The organism is Niallia oryzisoli (assembly GCF_036670025.1).
Lineage (GTDB): Bacteria > Bacillota > Bacilli > Bacillales > Cytobacillaceae > Bacillus_BD > Bacillus_BD oryzisoli.
Genome location: NZ_CP137640.1, coordinates 5702739 through 5727287 on the forward strand (window position 1 = coordinate 5702739; position 24549 = coordinate 5727287).

At 38.1% G+C, this 24549-nt stretch carries 23 protein-coding genes; 7 read left to right on the forward strand and 16 right to left on the reverse strand.

Annotation, left to right across the window (positions count from 1 at the left end):
* Positions 1–429: 429 nt before the first annotated feature.
* Together R4Z09_RS28345 and R4Z09_RS28350 are read right to left on the reverse strand one after the other, a co-directional pair.
* Entirely contained in the window at positions 430–1302 is an 873-nt protein-coding gene (locus R4Z09_RS28345; RefSeq protein ID WP_338450004.1) for an STAS domain-containing protein, read from the reverse strand.
* Between the two features lie 387 nt (positions 1303–1689).
* A complete protein-coding gene (locus R4Z09_RS28350) occupies positions 1690–2685 on the reverse strand; it encodes an MBL fold metallo-hydrolase (protein WP_338450005.1) in 996 nt (331 codons plus the stop codon).
* Between the two features lie 352 nt (positions 2686–3037).
* Here R4Z09_RS28350 and R4Z09_RS28355 point away from each other — a divergent pair, with 352 nt between their 5' ends.
* A complete protein-coding gene (locus R4Z09_RS28355; protein WP_338450006.1) occupies positions 3038–3505 on the forward strand; it encodes a GNAT family N-acetyltransferase in 468 nt (155 codons plus the stop codon).
* A 99-nt stretch (positions 3506–3604) separates the two neighbouring features.
* Here the strand turns inward: R4Z09_RS28355 and R4Z09_RS28360 are convergent, their stop codons facing one another.
* Complete coding sequence (locus tag R4Z09_RS28360) at positions 3605–4984, reverse strand: aromatic acid/H+ symport family MFS transporter (protein ID WP_338450007.1); 1380 nt, start codon at positions 4982–4984, stop codon at positions 3605–3607.
* A gap of 325 nt (positions 4985–5309) precedes the next feature.
* Here R4Z09_RS28360 and R4Z09_RS28365 point away from each other — a divergent pair, with 325 nt between their 5' ends.
* A complete protein-coding gene (locus tag R4Z09_RS28365; protein WP_338450008.1) occupies positions 5310–6104 on the forward strand; it encodes an IclR family transcriptional regulator in 795 nt (264 codons plus the stop codon).
* 1 nt (position 6105) lies between these two features.
* Positions 6106–6885 carry an IclR family transcriptional regulator gene (locus R4Z09_RS28370; RefSeq protein WP_338450009.1) on the forward strand — a complete coding sequence of 260 codons (780 nt, stop codon included), beginning with the start codon at positions 6106–6108 and terminating at the stop codon, positions 6883–6885.
* A 241-nt stretch (positions 6886–7126) separates the two neighbouring features.
* On the opposite strand, the gene R4Z09_RS28375 is transcribed toward R4Z09_RS28370, so the two are convergent.
* Both R4Z09_RS28375 and R4Z09_RS28380 read right to left on the reverse strand, forming a co-directional pair.
* Positions 7127–8074, reverse strand: a complete 948-nt coding sequence (locus tag R4Z09_RS28375) for an amidohydrolase family protein (protein ID WP_338450010.1) — start codon at positions 8072–8074, stop codon at positions 7127–7129.
* 362 nt (positions 8075–8436) lie between these two features.
* Entirely contained in the window at positions 8437–9180 is a 744-nt protein-coding gene (locus tag R4Z09_RS28380; RefSeq protein WP_338450011.1) for an extradiol ring-cleavage dioxygenase, read from the reverse strand.
* A gap of 375 nt (positions 9181–9555) precedes the next feature.
* Here R4Z09_RS28380 and R4Z09_RS28385 point away from each other — a divergent pair, with 375 nt between their 5' ends.
* On the forward strand, positions 9556–10491 hold the full coding sequence (locus R4Z09_RS28385) for an AEC family transporter (protein WP_338450012.1): 936 nt from the start codon (positions 9556–9558) through the stop codon (positions 10489–10491).
* Positions 10492–10907: 416 nt separating this feature from the next.
* Here the strand turns inward: R4Z09_RS28385 and R4Z09_RS28390 are convergent, their stop codons facing one another.
* From R4Z09_RS28390 to R4Z09_RS28415, 5 genes are all read right to left on the reverse strand, one after another.
* Positions 10908–11669 (reverse strand): isoprenyl transferase, encoded by a 762-nt coding sequence (locus R4Z09_RS28390; protein ID WP_338450013.1) that lies wholly within the window; start codon positions 11667–11669, stop codon positions 10908–10910.
* A gap of 54 nt (positions 11670–11723) precedes the next feature.
* The gene (locus R4Z09_RS28395; RefSeq protein WP_338450014.1) at positions 11724–12494 is read right to left on the reverse strand and encodes a DUF817 domain-containing protein; all 771 of its coding nucleotides are present in this window, start codon (positions 12492–12494) and stop codon (positions 11724–11726) included.
* Positions 12495–12591: 97 nt separating this feature from the next.
* Positions 12592–12816: a helix-turn-helix transcriptional regulator gene (locus tag R4Z09_RS28400; protein ID WP_338450015.1), complete on the reverse strand. Its 225-nt coding sequence runs from the start codon at positions 12814–12816 to the stop codon at positions 12592–12594.
* Positions 12817–12826: 10 nt separating this feature from the next.
* Complete coding sequence (locus tag R4Z09_RS28405) at positions 12827–13318, reverse strand: DUF2975 domain-containing protein (protein WP_338450016.1); 492 nt, start codon at positions 13316–13318, stop codon at positions 12827–12829.
* Between the two features lie 821 nt (positions 13319–14139).
* Positions 14140–15192 (reverse strand): helix-turn-helix transcriptional regulator, encoded by a 1053-nt coding sequence (locus R4Z09_RS28415; RefSeq protein WP_338450017.1) that lies wholly within the window; start codon positions 15190–15192, stop codon positions 14140–14142.
* A 186-nt stretch (positions 15193–15378) separates the two neighbouring features.
* Here R4Z09_RS28415 and R4Z09_RS28420 point away from each other — a divergent pair, with 186 nt between their 5' ends.
* Positions 15379–16845, forward strand: a complete 1467-nt coding sequence (locus R4Z09_RS28420) for an amidase family protein (RefSeq protein ID WP_338450018.1) — start codon at positions 15379–15381, stop codon at positions 16843–16845.
* A 45-nt stretch (positions 16846–16890) separates the two neighbouring features.
* On the opposite strand, the gene R4Z09_RS28425 is transcribed toward R4Z09_RS28420, so the two are convergent.
* The 5 genes from R4Z09_RS28425 to R4Z09_RS28445 all read right to left on the reverse strand — a co-directional run bounded on the left by R4Z09_RS28425 (position 16891) and on the right by R4Z09_RS28445 (position 21736).
* Entirely contained in the window at positions 16891–17211 is a 321-nt protein-coding gene (locus R4Z09_RS28425; RefSeq protein ID WP_338450019.1) for a hypothetical protein, read from the reverse strand.
* A 733-nt stretch (positions 17212–17944) separates the two neighbouring features.
* The gene (locus R4Z09_RS28430) at positions 17945–18379 is read right to left on the reverse strand and encodes a CBS domain-containing protein (RefSeq protein WP_338450020.1); all 435 of its coding nucleotides are present in this window, start codon (positions 18377–18379) and stop codon (positions 17945–17947) included.
* 161 nt (positions 18380–18540) lie between these two features.
* Positions 18541–19545 (reverse strand): DUF3231 family protein, encoded by a 1005-nt coding sequence (locus tag R4Z09_RS28435; RefSeq protein WP_338450021.1) that lies wholly within the window; start codon positions 19543–19545, stop codon positions 18541–18543.
* Positions 19546–19658: 113 nt separating this feature from the next.
* The gene (locus R4Z09_RS28440; RefSeq protein ID WP_338450022.1) at positions 19659–20729 is read right to left on the reverse strand and encodes a branched-chain amino acid aminotransferase; all 1071 of its coding nucleotides are present in this window, start codon (positions 20727–20729) and stop codon (positions 19659–19661) included.
* Positions 20730–20854: 125 nt separating this feature from the next.
* Positions 20855–21736, reverse strand: coding sequence for a LysR family transcriptional regulator (locus tag R4Z09_RS28445; RefSeq protein WP_338450023.1), 882 nt, complete (start codon positions 21734–21736; stop codon positions 20855–20857).
* A 274-nt stretch (positions 21737–22010) separates the two neighbouring features.
* Between R4Z09_RS28445 and trmL the strand changes: the two genes are divergently transcribed.
* Positions 22011–22481 carry a tRNA (uridine(34)/cytosine(34)/5-carboxymethylaminomethyluridine(34)-2'-O)-methyltransferase TrmL gene (gene trmL, locus R4Z09_RS28450; protein WP_338450024.1) on the forward strand — a complete coding sequence of 157 codons (471 nt, stop codon included), beginning with the start codon at positions 22011–22013 and terminating at the stop codon, positions 22479–22481.
* Between the two features lie 176 nt (positions 22482–22657).
* Here the strand turns inward: trmL and R4Z09_RS28455 are convergent, their stop codons facing one another.
* Positions 22658–23662 carry a DUF3231 family protein gene (locus tag R4Z09_RS28455; RefSeq protein WP_338450025.1) on the reverse strand — a complete coding sequence of 335 codons (1005 nt, stop codon included), beginning with the start codon at positions 23660–23662 and terminating at the stop codon, positions 22658–22660.
* Between the two features lie 105 nt (positions 23663–23767).
* On the opposite strand from R4Z09_RS28455, the gene R4Z09_RS28460 reads away from it, so the two are divergent.
* Positions 23768–24454, forward strand: a complete 687-nt coding sequence (locus tag R4Z09_RS28460; protein WP_338450026.1) for a hypothetical protein — start codon at positions 23768–23770, stop codon at positions 24452–24454.
* Positions 24455–24549: the final 95 nt, after the last annotated feature.

Below are 24549 nucleotides of genomic sequence, written 5' to 3' on the forward strand. Positions count from 1 at the left end.
GTTTCAACCATCCTTTATTGAACGTCACAATCAAATAACGCTCACTCTATATGTTAACTTTAATTTTATTTTGGTTAACAATTAAAATATAACTATCCCTAAATATTTTGTCAATATTTTTATTTTTACGAAATTGGGATGAGGGGACAGGTCCGTCGACCCAGTTGGGGATTTCAAGGGCAAAGCTCATTCTTTACCCCCTACTGAAACCGTAAGCGCAGTTCGGGAGTGACCAAATCTAAATGGAAACTGCTCTAGAACAGAATCATGCTTATCACAATGAGGCTCTTATTCTAACAGATCCAGGAATTTTTACCTTGCCTCAGTCAGAATGAACCCTCTTTTCTTAAAAAACAACAACCAAAAGAAGGAGCATACATAATAGAGCGCCCCCTTCTATGCATTGTTCACTAGACTTGCTTTTTCCATTTATCCAACATTCTCTACAGTTTTAAAAAACGACTGAAGATCCTGTAAGGCTTGCTGAAGATCGGCTCTTGCTATTAATTCATTATCGACATCAATGCCCAGTTCAATCATCGTGTTAGCTATATCCGGGCTGATTCCGGTTAGGATGGCTGAGCAGCCTAACAATTTAATTCCTTTCACGATTTTAAACAAATGATTAACAACCGCAGTATCAACGAATGGTACACCTGATACATCAATAATTAATTGTTGTGCATGTAGTTCCATTATACGTTGAAGCGTTTTTTCACGGATTTTTTTAGCACGGGAGGTATCAATCGTCCCTACTAACGGAAGAATACAGACACTTTGCGTAATCGGAATAATGGGGACTAACAGTTCATCCACCGTTTTACGATGCCTTTTTAACAATTCATCTTTGTGGTTGGTATAGTAAGCCGTGTAGGAATCAATATAAAAGTCAATGATATCGTTTACATTACGTTCTAACGTAAAGAGTTCCTCGAGGGAAAGGGTGCTGCCGGTTTCATTGTGAAAAGCTTTGATCGCATTCCAAATAAAACCTCTCGATGATTGGAAAAGCTCCCACATCAAATGAATCGGAAAATCCGTTTTTACATTCTTCACACAATATTCTCGGGCAGCATCCATGATAACATCCACTTTTAAGCTACTAATATTTTCGACCACAATCTGAATAAATGGATGACAGTTTTCTTTCAGGTAATCTATATCCCCGTTTTCTATCAGGTAAGAGATCATGTGGCTTTTATTCTTTTTTAAAAACTCAACCCACTCTTCCGTATAAAAATTCATATTCCTTTTTAAAAAATTTTCCAGCTCAGCTGCTAAATGAAAGGTTTGTTCCATCATAATCCCCTCCTATAATGATTGTTCCTTGTGCTTCATTAGTATGTTTACTCTCATGTAGTATGGATTCCGCAAACCATGTGCTGGAGGAGTATCTGCAGAATCTCCAACCTGCGACAAACTGTCCAATAGACAGAATATTATTTCGTATAACAGGTAATCCCTTCAATCAAACAATCTCATTTTTTAATAATCAAAAAATTTTTATAACTATGAATTGTTTATTTGAATATACCACCTTATTTTTATCATATAAAAGTAGAATGTTCTTTTATATGACAATTCATTAAAATTTTTAAGGGAGCAAAAAAGGGACAGTCCCTTGACCCATTTTTAACTCAATCTTTTGGGTCGCGGTGCCTGTCCCTCTGGCCCACTTTGTTCCACTATTTACTTGGCCGAGGCCCCATCGACCTTCTTGTATAATCGTTTTCCGTTTATGCATTCTGATTGTAGCTTTCCAATGGATTCTAGATAGATACATCTTATGATCGTGGACATGATTGGACCGAATGCGATGTTGCTAGCGTTTTTATATATCTCCTGGGTCATTTGGCCTGCGGTTTTTTCCTCATCTTTAAGGGATTCTAGTATTTGCTTCATACGATAATGGTGGCCTGATTGAATATCTTCTATTCTTTTATTTACATTTTCAAAAAGGTTTCCATGTCCAGGAAGCGCAAGGTTAATCGAATAGTCCTTCATTTTTTCTAATGAATCATAGTAACTCATTAAAGGGTTTAAATCGGTCGAAGACTCAAGTAATATAAGTGGAGAGAAGTGTTCCACTATATGATCACCTATAACCATTAGCTGTCGTTCATGGTTATAAAAACAAAAGTGGTCTGCGGAATGCCCTGGTGTCCAGATCGTTTCATATATTTCGTTTCCTAACAAAATATATTGGTTTTCATCGAATAAACCATCCGGTTCAAATTCATAAGCGTACATCATCTGCTCTTCTATGGCTATCTGTTCTTCTATCGCTGTTTTAAATAACTGAAGACCATCGTGTTCTTGAAATAATTCAATAGCCCAATCGGAGTAATCTCCTTTTCGCCTTTTTTTCATCTCCTCATATCCGTGGCTTGAGATAAAAACAGGCACTTGTTGCTTTTCCTGAAACCATCTCGCAAAGCCAATATGATCAATATGGAAATGAGTCAGCACGACTTTTTCTATCTTAATCCCTGATGATATTAGATCTTCCCAAATAGCCATTCCTTCTGATGTATAAAGACCAGTATCAATCAGCGTAAAGCCTTTTTCTCCGCGAAATAAATAACAATTAATCTGCTCCATTACCGGAATAGGAATGGATATTAAATAGATATCTTTTGCCACTTCTTTTAAAATGGGCGGTGATTTTTTCATTAAATCTAACATCCTCTTCCCCTCTCTCTCTCATGCGCCTTTAATGAATTTTTCTATACTAAAAAAGGTCATCCAAACCCTAATCAATATTTGTAATTTTCTGCATTATAACTATAATACTTACAACTTGTCTTTTACACCTACACAGTGTAGAAATTAAATATGTTTTTTCCGCATTTCAGCGGACCGCAGAGACAGGTCCGTCGTCCCAAGCAGACACAGGAACAGCTTCATCGTTCGCGGACTGTCCCTAGTATTGTTCATTCATTCTTGCTCTATAATTTAATATACTATAATTAATAGTAATAGAAAAAGAAGAAGCACCTATTTTTTGTAAATTCTGATGAAATTAAGGTGATTTAATATGATTATCAGGCAAGCAACCATCGATGAGATGTTAGCACTTTGGTTTAAATTTTATACCTCTGACTTTTTTTCGGAGCATATCAAGAATGGAAATGCTGAATTTTGGGCAATCGAACATCATGCCAGACTAATCGGCGAATTATACCTATTCAAGTGTCTGGAGGATTATGATTTTGCTGATGGGAAGACAACTGCTTATCTTTATGGATTCCAAATCGAAGAAATCATGCGAGGCAAAGGGCTCGGAACGATGTTGATGAACCATGTTTTTGAAAGATTAGGCGAGTTGAATTTTGGGTATGTAACGATTGGCGTTGAAAAGGATCACGAAGCGAATGTTCGTTTATATACGAGGTTGGGTTTTACAGAAAAAATCAAAACAGTTTGCGAAAACCCCTGTGATGTAGATGAGAATTACAAGCCGATTATAGGTCCGGAATACTGGTTATTGCGTAAAATGCTGTGAAAAACCGGGATATTTCTCAACCCGTTTTTTCACAACCATACTGGGTCGCGGTGCCTGTCCCCACGACCCACCTCGAATCAGTTTCTTCTATTATATTTGTTATGCTTTTTCTATGACATTTCTTACTTGGGTGGTTCCTTGGTTGATATGGTCTTGGGCCATTCTATCAAATGAACCGTACTTCTCTTTCACTAGAATATATCCAATTGCAGCAATGATACTAGGTATAGCAAACATAGCAAATGCTGCGTTTGGAGAAATTCCTGTTGCAAGGATCATCGCAATTAGGGTTGGGGCGAGAATGGAACCAATACGGCCTATTGCTTGTGAATAACCCATTCCTGTTGCACGAATGTCACGTGGGTAGTATTCCGTAATGTATGGATTGGCTAAGTTCATCGCACCAACTGTACATGCACCTCCTAGGCAAATCAGGATGTAAAGTCCAAACACATTACTTGTCATGCTTAATGCAACAAATGTAACTGCGCCAATGAAGAACATCGTAACAAGAACTTTACGGTGACCCACTTTTTCTGCATAATAACCGCCAAGTAAAGAACCAACAATCTGACCAATACACAATACTAAGTTAAAAGATAAGCTGGAAGTGATACTAAATCCAGTTTCTTGCATCATTTTTGGAAGCCATGTATTCAAGCCGTAAGCCATCATCAATGTACAGAATACTGCTGCCCAAATACTGATGGTACTGAATGCACGGTTTTCTGTAAATAGTTTGGCCACTGGTGATTTATTCGCACCTTTTTCAATTGCCGCAACTTGAAAATCATCTTTTTCACTATAATTTCCTTCAGGATGAACCTTATTAAGAATTTCAATAATTTTTGCCTTATTTTTTCGAGCCATATGAAATGAAATCGATTCAGGAAATTGCTTGATAAAGAATGGAATAGTGATTAATGGCAATGCCCCAATATAATAAAGGACTCTCCAATCATCAACTACTGGAACAATATACATACCAATTAAAGAAGCTAAAATTCCGCCGAGTGAATAACCGCAATACATAGCAGCCACGATCATTGCCCGACTTTTTAGAGGTGTATACTCTGTCATTAAAGAAATAACGTTAGGCATTAATGCACCCATTCCAATTGCAGATAGACAACGCATAATGGTAAACCATGTAAGATTAGGTGCTAGTCCGGCTCCTAAGGTAAAAATACTGAATAATAGCATACAAATGACTAGAACCTTTTTGCGGCCATATCTGTCTGCAATGGGCGCTAGGATCAATGCACCTAACATCATACCGAATAAAGAATAACTTCCAACTGCTCCTGCCTGAATCGGAGTTAAATGTAACTCCTCCATCATCCATGGTAGCCCTACCCCATACATCGCAATATCAAAGCCATCAAAAGCTATTGCATAGAAACACCAAAGAAAGACCATTAAATGAAAACGGTTAAATTTACTTCCAGACACAATATCCGGCGCAACAATACTACGCATTTTTTTCTCCTCCTCTTTTGTTTTCAGAAAACACATACTTTTCTGTTTTTAAATTTTTGCATTTGTATAATAATACCTTTTGATTCCAATAACAATTTTATTATTTCGCTATGTGGAAAAAATGAATTTTTTTGAATTTTATATAGCGATTATCGGTATAATAACGACTAGTATTTGGATACTCCCCTTTCTATTCTATTAAAATAGCTGCTTTCTATTATTTTGGTAGTGCTTACAATGCTTATAATGTATAATATTAATATTCCGAATAATAGATTACTTTACTTCTATGTGGAACATTTGAAAAATTTCCGAGGGAGATACCATGACATCGACTATTGAAAACAAATCGATTCTGCAATCTGTTCAAAATGGGCTGCAAATATTAAAACTTTTTTCTAAGGAAAATTTAATTTTAGGGATAACGGAAATTTCCAGAGAACTGGAACTTCCGAAAAGCACGGTCAGTCGGTTAATGAATGATCTTATAAGTGAGGGCTATATAAGAAAAGTCGGCAGAAAGTATACCGTTGGATTATCGATTTTAGGCTTAACAGGTGTGATCATGTCCCAGCTGGAATTACACAGGGAAGCATTCGATCCTTTAAAATGCTTAGTAAATAAATTGAATGAAAATGCACATGTATCTACACTTGATGGAACACATCTCATTTATATCCTAAAAGTAGAATCCAAACAGACCATTCGCTTACTCTCACATGTCGGACACCATCGTCCTCCAACATGTTCAGCACCTGGAAAACTCCTATTAGCTTTCCAGCCTAGTGAAATCGTAGACCAGGTCATTCAAGCAGGACTGCCAAAAAGAGGGCCAAACAGTGTGACAGACCCTAATGTTTTGGTACAACAGTTAAAACAAATCAAACAAGATGAATATTGTGTATGTATCGATGAAATGCACGAGGATGTTGTATCTATTGCGGCACCAATCAAGAATTATACAGGAAAAGTCATAGCCTCCGTCAGCGTTTCGGCTCCCAGACTTCGAATTGGAGAGGATCTCATTCCACAATGCGTGGAGGAGATTATTAAAACAGGCAAGAAAATATCAGCCAAACTAGGTTACATGGAATCATTACGATATGAAGGGGAATTTTAATATGGGCAGCAATGAAAAGAGTTCTGTTTCTTCCATGGTCAATGCTCTTAAACTATTAGATTTGTTTACAATGGATGAACCGGAATGGACCTTAACAGATTTAGCTGATGAACTGGATGTTGGAGTCAGTACCGTATATCGGCTCACCAATACGTTAATGCATGAAGGGTTTATTGTAAGGGATCCTTTGACAAAAAGCTTTCGTTTAGCTTCATCCCTATTAGAATTGGGGCACTATGTCCTGACTTCCTTTGATATCTATGAAATCTCTCCTCCTATTCTGGAAAAATTAGTCCAAGATACTGGGGAAACCGTTCATCTTTCTATATTAGAGGGAAACCAATCGATCTACTTGCAAATGTTTGAATGCTCGAACTATGTCAATGTACGTACACACGTTGGGAAAAAACATCCGGCCCACTGCACCAGCACCGGACAAGTCATCCTGGCCTATCAGTCTGAGGCCGAGATTGATCGTGTGATTGCACAAGGGTTGCCATTATACTCTCCTAAATCTTCTACGATTACGGATCCCATTTTATTTAAAGAACGTTTGGCTTTGATTAAGAAGCAGGGTTATACGTTTAACAAGGATGAAATGAACGTGGGCGTCACAGCCATTGCAGCACCAGTAAAATCACCTTCGGGAAAGGTTGAATTTGCTGTCAGCATTGCCGGGCTTAGTTCAAGAATTAACACCAATAATGCACCTATGTTAATCAAATTAGTGACGAAGGCTGCTGATGAGTTGTCGAAGAAATTAACATTTGGTGTTAATTGAAATGGCAGTGCCTTGGCTGAGTCCAGTGTTAGCATATAAAAAAAGCTGTTTTTAGAGGCGGACGGTCTCTCAAACAGCTTTTTATTTTTGTTGTATAAAAAAAACTTGCGGAGAATAGATTCTTTGGAGGGTGCATATTTGAGTTGGGGAATTCAAGGCACTGAAAAAAAGAAATCTCCGCAAGTATATTAACTGGAACGTGTCAGGCACCGTCTGTTCAAATAACGGCTGCCTGCTTCTACTATTTAACGGCGTACTCTAGTAAAGATTGAGCGCCTTTTTCACTTACTTCTTTTGGAGGCCATACACATAAATCAAATGGATAATCTGATCCTCCAACGACGCGGTCTTCACCAACTGCTTTGACAAGGTTATCAAGGCTGTTTTCATTCCAAAGTACGGTGTCATACCAGAAGCGTTTTAAGTATTCGGAAGGTGGTGCCTGAAGATTGGAAGAAACCAGCTTCCATTGCTCATACCCTTTATCCAATCGGCCAATTTGATACGGCAGGAATCCTCCGCCATGTGCAAATAAGATTTTTACATCCGGGTATTGATCAATCATTCCGCTCAGCAAAATATCCGTCGCACAAACCGTTGTTTCCCAAGGGACACCAACCAGGTTCGGCATCATTCTTCTCTTTAGGCGGGGGTCTTCACACAATAACGGATGAACGAAAAGAATCGCCTTCAATCGATTGGCTTCTTCAAAAAACGGCTTAAAGAAGTCATCTGACAGCATATGCTGCTCAATTCCAGGTCCAATAATCGCTCCCTTTAATCCGAGATTCATCGCTTCTTGTAAAACCTCAGCAGCTTTATTTGGATGTGCAAGCGGAACCGTTCCTACGGCAGATAATTTATCTGGAGTCTGTTTCGTTAACTGAGAAAGGGAATGATTATAGACTCTGGACATCTCTGTTGTGATTTCTTTAGGGAAATCATACAAAAACAGCTGCGGAATCGGTGAAATCATTGAGTGTGAAACACCGATACTTTCTTGCTCCTTCATATAGAGATCATAGTTGATAAACGGTTGTTTTAACTCGAATCCCCATTTACCATTGATAAAAAGAAAATCCTCTTTACTCGGATCTTTCTTAATCCATTCTGCATTGACTGTGGTTTTATTCTCCTCAAGCCAGTTCAGTACTTCGCTTGGGATAAAATGAGTGTGAAAATCATGCACGCTCAGGTCACTCCTTCTTATGACTAGTAGATGTATTATTTTATATAAGTGGGAATATTGCTAATTTTTCAATCCTAGTATTAATAATAAATTTTTATTGATTCTATATACAAGACGATCTTTACTCTATGCGGAACAAATATAATGTTTTATGCATATTTTTCATTTTAGTTAGGGGTTTAACATAGTTGCATTGCATTTTGAAATAAAAAAACTGCTTAAGAAGGAGCGGACTCTTAAGCAGTTTGAAAACCAAATGTTTAGGCAAATACTTCCTCTGCAATTTGTTTGGTGTTGCTTACCTTCTTTTTCGTAAAAGTAATAACCGGATTCCAGCTGCCGGAAGATTGTCCACTACCATATTAGGCAGCATTACATTCTTGATCAATGATTCCCAAAAGCATCGCTAAATGGCGGCCCCCTGATTCCACCTTAGCCGCACTAGCATATTGCGGAAGCATTTCATAGGCAGCTTGATACTCTTTATTCATCAATAATTCGAGAAACTTTTTATCCATGGCATGTTCTGAATGGGTTGGTTTATTATGTCTTCCGCGTACAAGGCTATGTGAGAAGGCACCGCTTGCTACAAAGACGCACCTTTTGTCAGACGCCCTTAACACTTCAGCAATGGCCTGTCCCCATTTATAGGTTTCTTCAAGACTGGCAGTTAACGTAACACACATGTTAACAACTGGTATATCTTCATTTGGAACAAGGTGACGCAATGGCACTAAGGTTCCATAGTCCCAAACATAATGATGATCATTCAATTCAATAACTGGAATACCCGCAGCCTGCCCTGCTTGAACTAGCAGCTGACCTAACTCTTCATCTCCAGGGTAATGGTACGGAACATCTTTAATGACTTCCGGAATTTCCATGGCTGTCAGATAGCCTTTATGGACTGGCGTGCAATCGACATAATGATTAAACGTTGATGGCCAGTGACAAGAAATTAATACAATCACATCAGGATTCACTTCTACGATCTCTTCTGATACTACTTTCAATCCAGCAACCAAATCTTGTTGGAAGTCTGGAATGTGATCCTTGTGGCAAATACTTGGTACATGTGGTGCAACAACACTTAATTCAATTGACATAGCTTACATTCCTCCCTAATGAATTCAATCCCCATTGAATAGCAAAAAAATATATTTTGAATAATTCATATATTCCAAATACTATTTCTAACACGGTTTTATGATAGCGTTTTCTAATTCCATATATAAGATTCAATTTACTCTATACGGAATAATTTTAGTTTTTATATTTACTTAGATGGTTACAGGCACCATCATCAAAAGGAGAATACAAATTATTAACACATTTTTAAAAATTATGTTATTTTGTTTTATACAACTTGAAATTTTCTAGAATATTTGAAAGGGAGTAGATAGAATTATCTCGAATATTACTTTATTAATATAATATTAAGTTCAAAAATTGCAGCTTGGAGAAAAGGAGATCGAAGGGATATGGATTATTCAATTTTAATATTTACTGTTCTAAAGTTGGCCGTACTGATCGGAATTGGGATGTGGCTTGCAACTAAAATTGCATTGACAAAAGATGTAAAGGGATTCTTAATCTTTGTCATTATAAATATCGCACTGCCTGCCATTATTCTAAGCGGATTTTTTAAGGTTGAAATTGATAATAGTTTATTGCATCAGATCGTTATTATTTTCATTTTCTCGCTTTGCTTTAATATTTTAGCGCTTTTTGCAGGCTGGGCATTCTCCAAATCGATTGGATTGGAAGCACTAAAGGCTCGTGAAACGGCCTTTTTATCAACATTCGGCAACTCCGGGCCAATCGGTATTCCTTTATGTGCTTCTCTGTTCGGAGCGAAAGGGGCTGTGTATGCAGCTGTTTTCGATGCAGGGATGTCATTAACGCTGTGGACGATTGGCACTCTGTTTGTTCAAGGAAAAACAAAAGTGACAGTAAAAAATTTCAAGTCTATGATTACTGCACCAAATATTGCTGTAACTATTGGAATGATTTTTACCTTCTTCAGAATTGATCCAGGTTCTTTCGTTAAGGATGTCACATCTTCCTTAGGCGCAGTGGCAAGCCCATTAGCGATGATCTACATAGGGATGTTAGTGATGACGATCATTAAAGAGAAAAGAACAGTCCCAGCAAAATTGGTTGCTATACCTGTATCGTTTAAGTTAATTGTTTTTCCGGTAATCGGAATTTTAGCCCTGACTCTATTACCTATTGCAGCAGACGTAGAACAAGTTCTACTCATTGAAATGGCCATGCCAGCAGTTACCGTAGCCTCGGTCATACTGGCACTATATAATGCAGATGAAAATTACGGGGTTATGCATACCCTGTTATCAAATTTGATTGTTCTTGTTTCACTTCCGGTAATTGTCCTGCTTGGGGGAATGCTGCTATAAGAGAGGGTCGGAGGGACAGGCACCTTGACCCAATTGAAACAAATAAAGGAGAGTTCTGTAAGAAAGTTAAATTTCTGCAGAACTCTCCTTTATATCATTGTTTTTTTTCCTATACTATAGGATGCGGTGCCTTTGTCCCCTATCAAGTGTTTTGTTTGGAAATAGGCTTTTTCGGGGAGCGCCAGCAATTGATATATAAATATAATAAATTATTATGATGATTATTATAAATTCACGATTCTTAGTCAGCTAACCTGTTACCATTTATACATTCCGAATGTAATTTTTCCATATCGACTCTAAATAAATACATCAAATAAAAACAAGCACATGATGCAACTCCTGAAACCTCACAACGTACTGGAACCATAGCGAACCAATTTTTACAGATTACTCCTTTTCGACAGAACGGAAATCTATATGCCTCCATACCTTCTTTTTCGTTGCCTGTATTCATCAAGCGCCTGTAGAAATTCTTTCTCGGAGAAATCCGGCCACAGTACATCGGTAAACCAGAATTCAGTGTAGGCCAGCTGCCAGAGCAAGAAATTACTTAGGCGTTTTTCCCCGCCGGTACGAATAAGCAGGTCAGGTTCTGTCATACCAGCTGTATACAGGTATTTTGAAAACTGCTGTTCGTCCAGTTCATCCAGTGATAATTTTGCCTCGTTAAGATCAGCAAACATTTCTTTTATAGCGTATAGAATCTCGTGCCTGCTTCCATAGTTAAGCGCAAAATTTAGTTGAAGTCCGTCATTGTCGCGGGTACGCTCAATGGCATATTGTACCGCCTCACGTGTATGAGCTGGAAGTTTCTGCATATCACCAATTGCCTCAATACGTACATTATTTGATATCAACTCTGGCAGGTAAATTTGTAGAAACTCCTTGGGAAGCCTCAATATAAGGTCGACCTCAGGCTTTGGACGTTTCCAGTTTTCAGTTGAAAACGTATAAAGTGTCAGAATCTTCACCTTACATTTGACTGCAGCCTTGACGATTTTTACAACTGTTGATACCCCTTCTTTATGACCAGCAACTCTAGGCATGCCACGCTTCCTGGCCCAGCGTCCGTTTCCGTCCATAATGATGGCAATATGGTCCGGTATATTATCCTCCATATAACCGAAGGATTCTTTCGATTGTTTATAATTGAAAAAAGGAATTTTCATTGACATGGTCTACCCTCCCGACATGTTGTTCATCTTACTAATTACTCTAATTGAGTGCATCTACCATCTTGGAACTTTTCCCTTAACCTGCTTTAACGTTGCAACGATAAGAAAACTAACAATTACTAATAAGAGCCATGAACTCACCTTTCCTAGATGAACGAGACTCCATGCATCCGTTTGGTTTGGATATTCCCAAGCCCCAAAGAACGTTGCGATATTCTCAGCTATCCAGATAAAAAATCCAATAAGTACAAAAGAAAGGACTAGCGGCATACGGTAACGGATTCCATTAACTTCGTATGTGACCCATGATTGCCAAAAGACGATCATGACAAGTCCAGATAACCACCATCGAATATCCATCCAATAATGGTGAGTGAAAAAATTCAAATAAATCGCAGCTGCAAGAGGTACAACTGCCAAAAACGGCGGCCACTTAATTAATTCAACCTTAAGCCTTCTCCACGCCTGGCAAAGATAACTCGCCACACTCGCATACATGAATCCGCTATACAAAGGTACCCCAAATATTTTGCAATATCCTTCCTCTGGATAAGACCATGAGCCCATATGTACCTTGAAAAGTTCAAGGGTAAGCCCAATAAGGTGGAACAATGTAATAACCTTTAGTTCATCCTGTGTTTCAAGGCCATAACGTACCATCCACCACTGCATCAGAAGGCAGATAATGAGCAGCCAGTCATAACGTGGAAGGAAGGGAAATGGGATAATTTGTGTAAAAGCTAAAGAGGCAAAAATAACGACTGGAAACAAACAGGATAGGGCCTGCTCCCAACCAAAACGAACGAGCTGTACTAGTGCCCTCATGTTTTTGCCCCCAAGTTTTTTGATGAAAATACGTAAATCTAGTTGATTAATCTATTAATTTATTGAAATGTGAAGCAGGTGGTAACACACGCTTTATTTATGATTCTGGAGGATCTTTTTCGCTTTTGTATTCTAGAATATCTCCGGGTTGGCATTCTAAAGCCTTACAAATCGCCTCTAAAGTTGAAAATCGAATTGCTTTTGCCTTTCCATTTTTCAATATAGAAAGGTTCGCCATTGTGATTCCTACCCTCTCCGAAAGTTCTGTTACACTCATTTTTCGTTTGGCCAGCATCACATCGATATTGATTATTATCGCCATTAGTATCACCTCAGACCGTTAAATCATTTTCTGATTTTATATCTATCGCTTCTTTTAAAAGCCTTTGCAGAACAGCAGCAAAGACTGCGATAACCAATGAAGCACCAATAATGACCATTCCGATTAGGAAGAGGCCCGGTGCATCATCCCACTCTGCTATGATGTAAACCAATGGCAGTGCTACCACATACATGCCACTAATGGCAATGGCACAGTTTTTAATTTTCTTTAGAGCGATTACAGATAGGTCCGAGAAAGCTTGATTCTTGTCGATATAACTTAAAAGTTTAAATGCTTGAAACAACGCAAAGTAAAACGGTATTGCCGATACATACATAATAAATAAAAGGCCAAATACCACATAAGCCAACTCTGCTCCCTTTTTGGCTTCTTCAATGGCGACATTCGCTATGTATGGCAACAAGAATATGCACAAAGCAAGAACCGGAAGGCCAATAAAGATAACAGCTATCTTTAAAAATAAAGTTGATCCTTTTTTCATAAAAAGCACCTCTCCTATTTATTTACGATTTGATTTTAGCATGCGTTTTATCGTTTATCAATAAAAGTTTATCTTTTTTTAATATTTTTTTATTGAGATGAAAGGTCAGCTCTGGAGTTTTGATACGAAACATCAACTCCATCCAGGTGATTTCTATTATGGTCTGGGGACGGTTCTCACGTTTCCATCAAGCCACGATTTTCCAAATAGGAACATCATAAAAAGGGGTAGCAGGGACAGGCACCGCGACCCACTTAAGTTATCCTTTCACTCCCAGAAAAGCCTTGTTTGCAAAATGAAATGCTATTCTCCTAATTTATTGAGTGATATTCAGGAAACACATGATTTATGGCAGAAGAAAAAAGGCGAAGATTTTGGAGGTATTGGTTGAGTTTGTTTGCAGTATAACTTTTTAGGCAAAAAAAAAACAGCTCCATAAGGAACTGATCTGCTTAATTATGTAAAGCCACCTTTGCCGTATTTCTTAATATAAGAAAGTTTTAAACCACCACTCCTAAAAGTGGGTGTTCGCAGAAACATTTCTGCATGTTCTCCTTGTCATATAGACAGAGACTTGTCATTCCTGTTTCAATTAAAACTCCCTATTACAGCTTATAAGGTTAAAACTTAATTATAAATACGAACAACGTAGCTTATGTGATTATATTACTGCAAATTCGCTTTACATTCAATGGTAAATTGTTGCTGATGAATCTGCTAACGAATGTTCAATTCAAATGGGGATTGGTCCTGCGTTTCACTATGAAACATCAAAACCGGCTAAATGATCATCACTTGAACTGTCCCCCTATATCTGTGGGTCAACGGACCTGTCCCTGCGTACCAGCTTGTAATGCTGCCCGGCTGTTGATGCCGAGTTTTTGATAAATATTTTTGATATGCTTATTAACGGTATGGACACTGATATATAATTTTTCGGAAATCTGTTTATAAGTCCATCCCTTTTTTAAGTAAGAGCAAATTTCCTGTTCCCGCTTTGTTAATTGGTTCTCTTCGAGCAACATGTTTGGTTTATCTTCTTCTATGATTACCGCATAACAGCTTTCTTTTGCTAAAAATGGTTCGTGATGGGTAATGACCTTAATCCGATAGTCATGCAGATGCATTTTCATAGACCCTGCATGGCGATTAGCAGATCTAAAGAAAAGGCTTTCAATAAAACGATCAAGATCTTTATCAATAGAAGCTTCTTTAGACATTCTTAATGCTGACTTGTTCATATAGATTACTTGATAATGTTGATCGAGTAAAATCAGACCCGTATGATTGTTATCAGCAAAGGCCTCGAGCATTTCTTTCTCTTTGCGCTGTTCTTCATATTCAGTTTCTAAATGTAATAGATTTGATATAATTGGTGCCAGTGTCCGGAAAATCGTCCGGTCCTTCTCGGAGAATGCGCCTTGTGACTTCGATTTTGCTATACCAAGGACCCCATTAAATTGATTACGTGAGTGAAATGTAATCACCATTTCATGATAGTATTTATGTTTTTTCATAAACTCCTTATAATAATCTGAAGCTTCATAATCCTTCAACTGGGTTACATCCTCCAATCGTAAAGCAATTTCTTTTGGAAATAGATGTAACTGCTTTTTAGGATGTAGATAATCTTGATTTTGAAAAAAACCAACATAATTCTCTACAAAATCATCACTAATACGGTGATTAATTGGGTTTGATAGGTTTCCATTCTGGTCCACCTTCCAAAAAATTGACGAATGATATCCAAAGTACTCCGATAGCAGATGCTGTAATTCATACGATCCTTTCTTAAAATTCATGGATAATGTATGGATTAATCTTGTGATCCTTTCATAATCAATTGAAGATAGATTCATATGCATAGCTGTCATGTCCATCCACCTCTTTTTTCATTTTGGGTCATTGGCGGTACTTATCTTAGTACCTTTTTCACCTAAAAATCACTTATTCTAGTCATATACTAACAGTCTTTTTTTTAATAGAATAGCATTAATTCATCAAAATTTTAAATATTTTGATAATTATTTATAGTTTAGTGATTAAGAGGAGGAATGAACATGAGTGAAAGACCTATTTTTCCGAGTATTGAAAGAGAAAAAGAACAGAAACGTGAGCTTTGGCAATGGACAGCTGCCGAAATGGTAAGAGCTGTCAAATCAAGAAAGGTTTCATCACGAGAAATCGTTCAAAGTTCATTAGACAGAATCGAAGAAGTGAATCCGAAATTAAACGCTCTTGGCGAAGTGTTTGCTGAAGAAGCTCTATTCGCTGCTGATCGTGCTGACCAAGCAGTTGCAGCCGGAGAAGAACTGGGGCCGCTCCATGGAGTACCAATGTCCATTAAAATAAATAGTGATCAAATAGGCAAAGCGACTACAAACGGGGTTGCAGCTTTCAAAGATAACATAGCTGCCGAAGATGGACCACATGTAGCGAACTTACGTAAGGCAGGAGCGATTTTTGTCGGCAGAAATAATTCACCTGCTTTCTCGTATCGTTGGTTTACGAATAACGATGTACACGGGCTTACATTAAATCCTTGGGATCCATCGCGGACCCCTGGAGGTTCAAGCGGCGGTGCGGCATCTGCTGTTGCGTCAGGTATGATGCCGATTGCGCATGGGAATGATATCGGCGGTTCCATCCGTCATCCCGCATATGCAACAGGAATCTTCGGCCTGCGTCCAACGATGGGACGAGTCCCAAGCTGGTATGGAGCCGTAGATCAGGATCAACCATTGTCCGTACAGACGATGCTTGCCCAAGGTCCATTAGCAAGAAGTGTGGAGGATTTACGGCTAGCGCTCCAAGCGATGGCTCCATTTGATCCTCGCGACCCGATTCATGCATCTGTCCCGTTACTTGGAGAGCCGCTTCAAAAACCAATACGGGTAGGTCTTCTAAAGGGTGCAAATATTGCGAAGCCGGTTGATGCGGTAGATAAAGCACTAAATGAAGCAGCCGCTAGGTTAAGCGATGCTGGCTATATTGTGGAAGAAGTTGATGTACCTATTTTTGAAGAGGCCTATAAACTCTGGTATTTATTATGCATGGAAGAGTTCCGTCAAATCATGCCGTTAGTTGAGGAAGTTGGGGATTACGGTATGAAAAAAGCAGCTGAGCATTACTATGCAGTGGCGAAAGATTGGTGGGGACCTCAGCCTGGTTTAACACAATATATGAATGGCTACGCACGTCGAGGCACGCTGATCGCTGAACTACAGAAATTCTTAGTCAAGTACCCAATTTTATTAATGCCAGTATCGGCTGAGCAGGCGTTTGAACAGGATGCCGATATTGCAAGCGTTGAAAGAATGCGATCTGTTATGGCTGCCCAGTGGTCCATGATGGCCATACCAATGCTCGGATTCCCAGCGATGTCTGTACCAACATCAGTCGAAAACGGACTCCCAGTCGGTGTCCAATTACTAGGAAGAAGGTTCCGTGAAGATACCCTATTTGACGCAGCTGAAATTTTAGAAGCACACAACACAATCAAAACACCAATCACTCCTGTCTGGTAATAGAACCAGGGAGGAGAACCAGGGGGACAGGCACCCCGACCCAGTTTATCTTAACCATTCTGGATCGCGGTGCCCTTTCCCGCTTTCCAATGATTCTAAGGAGATCAATTCTAGTTTCAGTTTCTCTTCACCTAAACCTTCTAACACCTTGTTAACTTTATCTATATATCTCTGAAATTCTGCTTTAGCATTTTCTAATCTCGGCCCTTTTTCTTCTTCGAATATTTCTGCTTTATTTATGTCTTTAAACTCTGTTATTCCATGAAGTGTACCAATTTCGGTTTTCCGCTGAGGAAGTTTTCCTATGAACCCTCTTACCGTTTTAAAAACATAACCTTTTTCCTTTTCAATCCAAGCATTTTTCATACAAGCCCCTCCAATAAACTTAAATTATGCAAGAATATATTGTTGCTATTGGTTTCCCTTTATTTTTTTACATTGAATATTTTGAATAGTTTTCCGATATCAATCGTAAAGAATTTAATTATGGATTGTTATTAAAACCACAGCTATTAAATTACGCTCTACTATAAGTTGCTGAAAGTATATCATATAAAGAGTGAGCGTAATTTTAAGATTTCTCTAAGTTTATGTTAAGATATCTTCCTTAAAAAAAGCTTAAAATTTTTTTTTCGTGAGATCTCTTAAAAAATAGAATTGCTGTAGCAGCTTAGAATAGAGAGGTCTTTCTGACAAGGGGAAGCTTTTAAACGAAAGTCTGTCAGGATAAGGGAGTCTTTCTGACAGAGAGAGGCTTTTAATACGAAAGTCTGTCAGGATAAGGAGGTCTTTCTGACAAGGGAGAGGCTTTTAATACGAAAATCTGTCAGGATAAGGAGGTTTTTCTGATAAGGGAGAGCCTTTTAAACGAAAGCCTGTCAATATTAGGGGGTCTTTCTTGTGTCACAGGCACCTCCTCCCAATCGAAACAACATAAGGAGAGCTCTGAAAAAAATTAACTGCTCTCCAGAACTCTCCTCGTTTATTTGTATTTTTCATTTCAGGTCGGGAAGCTGTCCTTTCAACCCTCAGAGATTAGATTCCTCGTCCAAGTTTTTCTAACCATACCGGGTCACTACGACTGCCCCAACGTTCCATACTATTGTTGAGGAGCTGAAGGCGTTGAAATACTTTGTAGCGCCTCTTCTGCCTCGTTTGCATATTGATTTTGTACTGCTAAATCACCTAAAGCAACCATTCCTACTATTTGTCCATTTTCAACTACCGGCAATCGGCGAATTTGCTGCTGTGCCATCAAATCAGCTGCTTGATGAACATCCATATCAGGTGAACCTTGTACGATTTGCTGTGCAGTCATGACTTGTGATACAGGTGTTTGTGCATTTTCTCCTTGTGCTGTTGTACGAAGGGTAATATCACGATCTGTAATAATACCCACTACTTGTCTGCTGTTATTTACTACAGGGATAGCCCCGACATTATATTGGCTCATTAACGCTGCAGCTTCCTGTACCGTCTGTGTTTCGTTAACTGTAACAATATCCGATGTCATGATATCTCTTAATTGTGCCATAAAATTACCTCCAATTATATTTTATTACCCTTATAGGATGGGGAACATTGGAGATATTATTTATGGAAATTTTTCTCTAAACGGACCAGGGGGACAGGCACCGTGACCCATTTTTCCTTAACCATACTGGGTCGGGGTGCCTGTCCCCCCGTCCCACAAAATCATTTAACCAATTGATCCCGATCCGCTGCTTGCGGGGGTTGTTCCATCCAGCCGTTTTCAATCATTAGGTTTGCTGCATCTTCTGTAAAAAGAGCAATTTCTCCCATTAAACGGGTGTAATGGGTCCCTATATCTCTTCTTGAACTAGCAGAAACAGCGACTCCATAGTTACCTATTCCTAATGCATTTAATGCCGTAGTATGAAATAACATTAATTTGTCAGAAAATGGAGGAGTGGTTGAATCGGTTGCATATATTTCCGAAGATTCAAAGGATGAAAGGCCCTCCTCTTTTAAAACAGCAGCAAATACATTCGAATGTTTAGCGGCAATCTCCTTTCCCCTAATGAATAACTGACGAAGTTCCTTGGATTTGGCTACTTGACTGAAACCTGTCATTAATGTAATGCCTATTGTATTGGTCATCGCATTTTTATATAAATGAGTAATTTCTAGTGCATTTAACGGTCTTCGTTCTCCAAACCATCCGGTTAAGAAACTTTTCTTTTTGACAAAGTCTACTTTTTTGGGAATTGGAATATGGGGTGCACGAATGAATAATCCTTTTTGTAAAGCTAATTCCCGTGCTTTTGTGTCCGTATCAGCAGAACCATTTAATACTTCTCTGTAATAATCGTTCACATCAGATCTAGAACATAATGACAGTGATAAGGAGTGAACTTGTAATTCTACACTACTCATAAACCAAATGTAATACAGATAGAAAGTATCAGAAAAAAGTCGGGGAGCTTTTAAGTTTACATCTTCATCAGTAAATCCTATAGGAATGGGAAAATTCTCTTTCGATAGCAATTCTTTAATTTTAGGGATACGTTTATTACAAATGTTTAACCCATGCTCTAGAAGTGATTCAATATCTGAGTCCTCGACGTTGTTTTCTAAAAAGTGAAGAAACATACACTTTGTTATTGTTTCTGAAAAATATGCACTCCACAAAGCACCAATTTCTATTGAAGTAAGTTTTACATATTCATTGTTTTCCATCGGACTTTTCACCCCATTATCATTTCATCATAACTTCCAAGTAATGGTTAGTATTGTCCAATGAAAAACAATTATGCTAAAAAAGGACCGAGGGACAGGCACCGCGACCCAGTTTATAGTTTAATTGTCCAACTAAATGGATCTTCAAGTGAGCCATTCTGAATGCCTGTTAAGGTGTCATAAAGCATTTGTGTGACTTCCCCAATTTCACCATTATTAATGATGATTCTTTCTTCCTGCCATTTTAATTCACCAATTGGCGAGATGACTGCTGCTGTTCCTGTACCAAATGCCTCTTCTAATGTTCCGTTATGATAGGCTTCTATAACCTCGTCAATTGAAATTCGACGCTCTTCGATTGGAATATTTTTTGATTTTAACAATTGAATCATGGAATCACGCGTAATCCCTGGCAAGATACTGCCATTTAACGCAGGTGTTACGACGGTTCCGTTCATTTTGAAGAAGATATTCATGCTGCCTACCTCTTCCACGTAGCGCTTTTCTACTCCGTCTAACCATAACGTTTGAGAATATCCATCCTCGCTCGCTATTTCCTGGCCTTTAAGGCTGCTGGCGTAGTTACCGCCTGTTTTCGCTGCACCCGTTCCCCCTGCAACAGCACGTACATAGTTCTGCTCCACTAGAATTTTTACTGGCTTTATGCCTTCTTTGTAGTAAGAACCTACCGGGGACATAATGATGATAAATTGGAAACTCCTCGAAGAAGACACGCCTAAATACGGATCTGTTGCAATAATAAATGGACGGATATAAAGGGACGTCCCTGGTTCAGTCGGAATCCATTCACGGTCCACAGTAATTAACTGCTTTAGCCCTTCTAATGCAAACTCCTCGTTAATCGCAGGAATACATAAACGTTCATTCGATGCATTCAACCGTTTGAAGTTGCTTTCTGGACGGAATAATAGCACCCTTTTATCAACTGTTACATACGCCTTTAATCCCTCAAATACCGTTTGACCGTAATGGAAAACCTTTGCCGCTGGGTCCAAGGAAATCGGTTGGTACGGGATAATGCGTGGATCATGCCAACCTTTTCCGTTTTTATAATCTATAATCAACATATGGTCTGTAAAAAATTGTCCAAAACCAAGCTTATCACTAGCAGGTTTCTCTTTTTTATAGGTTGTTAATTCTATTTTTATATCTTTCATCGTCATAGCCCCCATTATAGTTAAATGAATACTCCGAAAAGAATGAAGAATTATTAATTATTCTACTCAGCGTACTCCAATTCGTAAAATATATATTAACTATAGAAACTATGCGATAAAGTTATAGAAACTTAAAGTTTATGCGACTGAATATACTCTATGAACTCCCGTGTGGCAAAAGAAAGATATTTATTTTTTTTATAAACAAGTACTAATTCCCACTTGATCATTGGATCAGAAATGGAAATGGCACGCACCCTCTGATTATTAAACCGACTCACCATCGACCTTGGAATCAACGAAATTCCTAACTTTGTTGCGACCATTTCACCGATTAAATCCCACAGAGAACTTTTATAAGCAACGGTTGGTTCAAATCCCGACTGGATACATGCTTGTTCAACCACATCATGAAGGGCATAATCTTCTGTTAAAAGGATAAATGATTCATTTTTCAAATCGGATAAACGTACGGACTCTCTTTCAACCAGCCAATGCTCACTGTCTACGAGGACAACCAGTTCTTCAGTTAACAAAGGAATCGTTTCGAAAAGCTCAGAGTTCATCGGCAGTACTGTAATTCCTAAATCAATCTCCCCTTGTTCTACCTTACGCTTCAATTGTTTAGCACTGTATTCGACCATTTGGATGTCAATTTCTGGATACTTCCTCTTAAATCCAGCAAGTACATTAGGAAAAATCAATACACCTGTTGTAGGCATTAATCCTAACTTTATCGTTCCTTTTTTCACTTGAACCAGCTCATTAACAGAATCATATACATCTTCGACCGACTGCAGAATTTTTAAAGCTTGTTCATAAACGGTAACCCCTGCATCAGTAAGTTCAATTTTTCTCTCTGAACGATCTAACAATGTGACCTTTAATTCATCTTCAAGACTTTTTATCATCTTACTAATAGATGGCTGCGAAACAAGCAAAATTTGAGAGGCTTTTGTAAAATTCTTCTGTCTGGCCACTTCTACAAAATATTTAAGATGTTGAATATCCATTTTATAGACTCCTCCAATTGATCCAGGGGGGACAGGTCCCTTGACCCAGTTTTCTCCAATAAATAAAAATGCGAAGTCGGTTCTCACACTTCAAAAAATCATTTCAATAATAATAGCATGCACAGGTACGCAGGGACAGGCACCGCGACCCATTTTTTCTCAACTATACTGGGTCGCGGTGCCTGTCCCTCCGACCCACTCCGACCCGGCGGTGCCCCTTCGTCCCACATATGCTATAATTTGGAGGGTATTATAATAATAGAGGTGACCATTCTTGGCAATACATGTTGTACTATATCAACCAGATATTCCGTCTAATACGATAAATATTGCACGTACTTGTGCCGCTACGGATACAGCCTTGCATTTAATCCGACCGCTTGGCTTTTCAACAGATGAAAAAATGATCAAGCAGCTAGGTTTAGATTTCTGGCATACTGTAAACATCACGTATTATGACTCAATGGATGAATTTTTCGCAAAAAATCAAGGTGAGTTTTACTATATTGAGACGTTTGGTGAAAAAACACATTCAGCCTTTGATTTCAGTGATATGTCACAGGAACATTATTTTATGTTTGGAAAAGAAACAACGGGTTTACCAATGGATTTACTGGAAAATAATAAAGACCACTTTTTGAGAATCCCAATGAATGAACATGTTCGTTCACTGAACCTTTCGAATACAGCTGCAATATTGGTGTATGAGGCATTGCGCCAGCAAGGATATCCCAATTTAAAATAAAAAATCTTCCGTCTTGGAAGATTTTTTTATTTTTCAACCATTCATTATTTTATAAAAAAAATCTTGAAATAAATGTCATGAGTAAATATCGAGAACTACTCACTAAAAATCGGTTAGCAGTCACTTTTAAGAGGTTAAAAACACCTGTGAAAAATTAATTACACAAGTGTTGGACTTCATTCTTTGATTATTTGTTTTCTTTCTACCATCTGAGGCGGTTCTTCCATCCAGCCATTTTTGATCATGATTTTCGCTCCTTTATGAGCATATTCAAAAATATCCTTCATAAACACAGACATTTTTGCAGATAAGTCGTTTCTCATACTAAAGGCAGTCCCTAGTGAGTTTCCGCCCATAGAAAAGCTACACAAAAGGCTTGTGCAATACATCATCAATTTATCTGAAAATGGCGATACAGTTGAAGCGGTTACATTCCCCCCCGATGGTTCAGCAGATGGTACATCACTTTGTAAAAAGACCTCTCTTAATTCCTTTATTATTCCTTTGGCAAGTTCTGCCCCTTCGTTAAAAAACATTTTCACTTCACTTTTATTCGCACATTGAGCAAAACCAATAATCATCTGCATACCAGCAAAATTAGATTCAATGGCATGATGCAGATGTGCCACTTCTACTGTATTTAATGCTCGCTTTTCACCAAATGGATTTATACCTCCTAAATAACTGTTATCTTTTACAAACTCAACAGAATCAGGCATTGAAACATAAGGAGGTCGAACAAGCATCCCTTTTTCAAGCAGGTATTGTGTACAAAGATTGTAATAGTTTTGAGCAATTGCAGTCAGTTCTTTAAACATCATCACAATATCTTCACGATACGTCATCGTTATATTTAACGAATGCAATCCCATACTGATTTCTTTTAGCAGACGAATGAGCATGATGTCTAAACCGTTATCATATAACTTCGGCACACCTTTGTTTACATCATGGGAAGTAAACCCTACCGGTATGGCAGCACCTTCATTTTTAAAAATGTCGGTTATCTTGCTAACATAAAGGTCAAGTTCTTCATATAAATTTGTCATAATCTCTTTGGCTTTCTCGTCATCGGCTTTTTCAATAAAATATTCTAACATTCGTAAAAACATTGTTTTTTCTTGATAGGTAATCCATAACCCACCTAATTCGGTTGACGTAATGGCTGGTTTTTCAGGCATTCAGCGTTCCTCCCTAATAATTTCTAAGTTTAGGTTGAACCTAAATTGGCAGAATAATTCGGTGATTAATGAATAATGAAAGGAACGCCCAGCACCGTCCTACTAATGGATTTTTATGGTAAACTATTAAATAAGGGAGGGGAGATTCTGAATAAATATTTAAAAATTGCACTTGGTATTTTGAGTGTCATCTTATTAGGTATTGGCATACTTGTAGTTACTTTAATATTTGAAATGAAGCCTAATAAAGATGAAGAGGAAAAGATAAAGATTCAAGCTGAGCAATATTTACAAGATGAATTTAATGATAACTTCGAGATATATGACACTTTGTATGATAATATGGGGAACTTTGAATTTGAATATGCAGCTAAGGTAAGGGTTAAGAAAACGAATACCCAATTTTTAGTTTATTATGATGATGAAACACAACAAATGGTTGACACTTACGTTGCTGATAAATGGGCAGATGATTTAAAAACCGAATTGAGTCCATTTATTAAAGAGAACTTTGGGAAAAAAGCTGATTTCTTCGTTTTCTTTATCAATGAAAACATTGGGCAGGAATTGGGTATTGATCCCCTTCATCTTAGAAGCTATAAAGAGTTTGAGATTGCACCTACTATTCGTATCACAGTACCCCGAGAAAGAACCGAAGAGGATGAGAGAATCCTTAATGAGTTCATCTCTTATCTAAAAAGCGAAGATATATTGCGACATGGTTCGGTTATTATCGAATATATCGATGAAAATGGTGTCATTTTAGATGATGAATGGGGAAAAGAATTTTAATAGAAAAATAGGTCGTTTTAGTTTACAGAAAAGCCTGTTCATTCAATAAGTGGCGGTGCTGTGACGTTTCTCGCGTTTCAATATGAAACATCAGA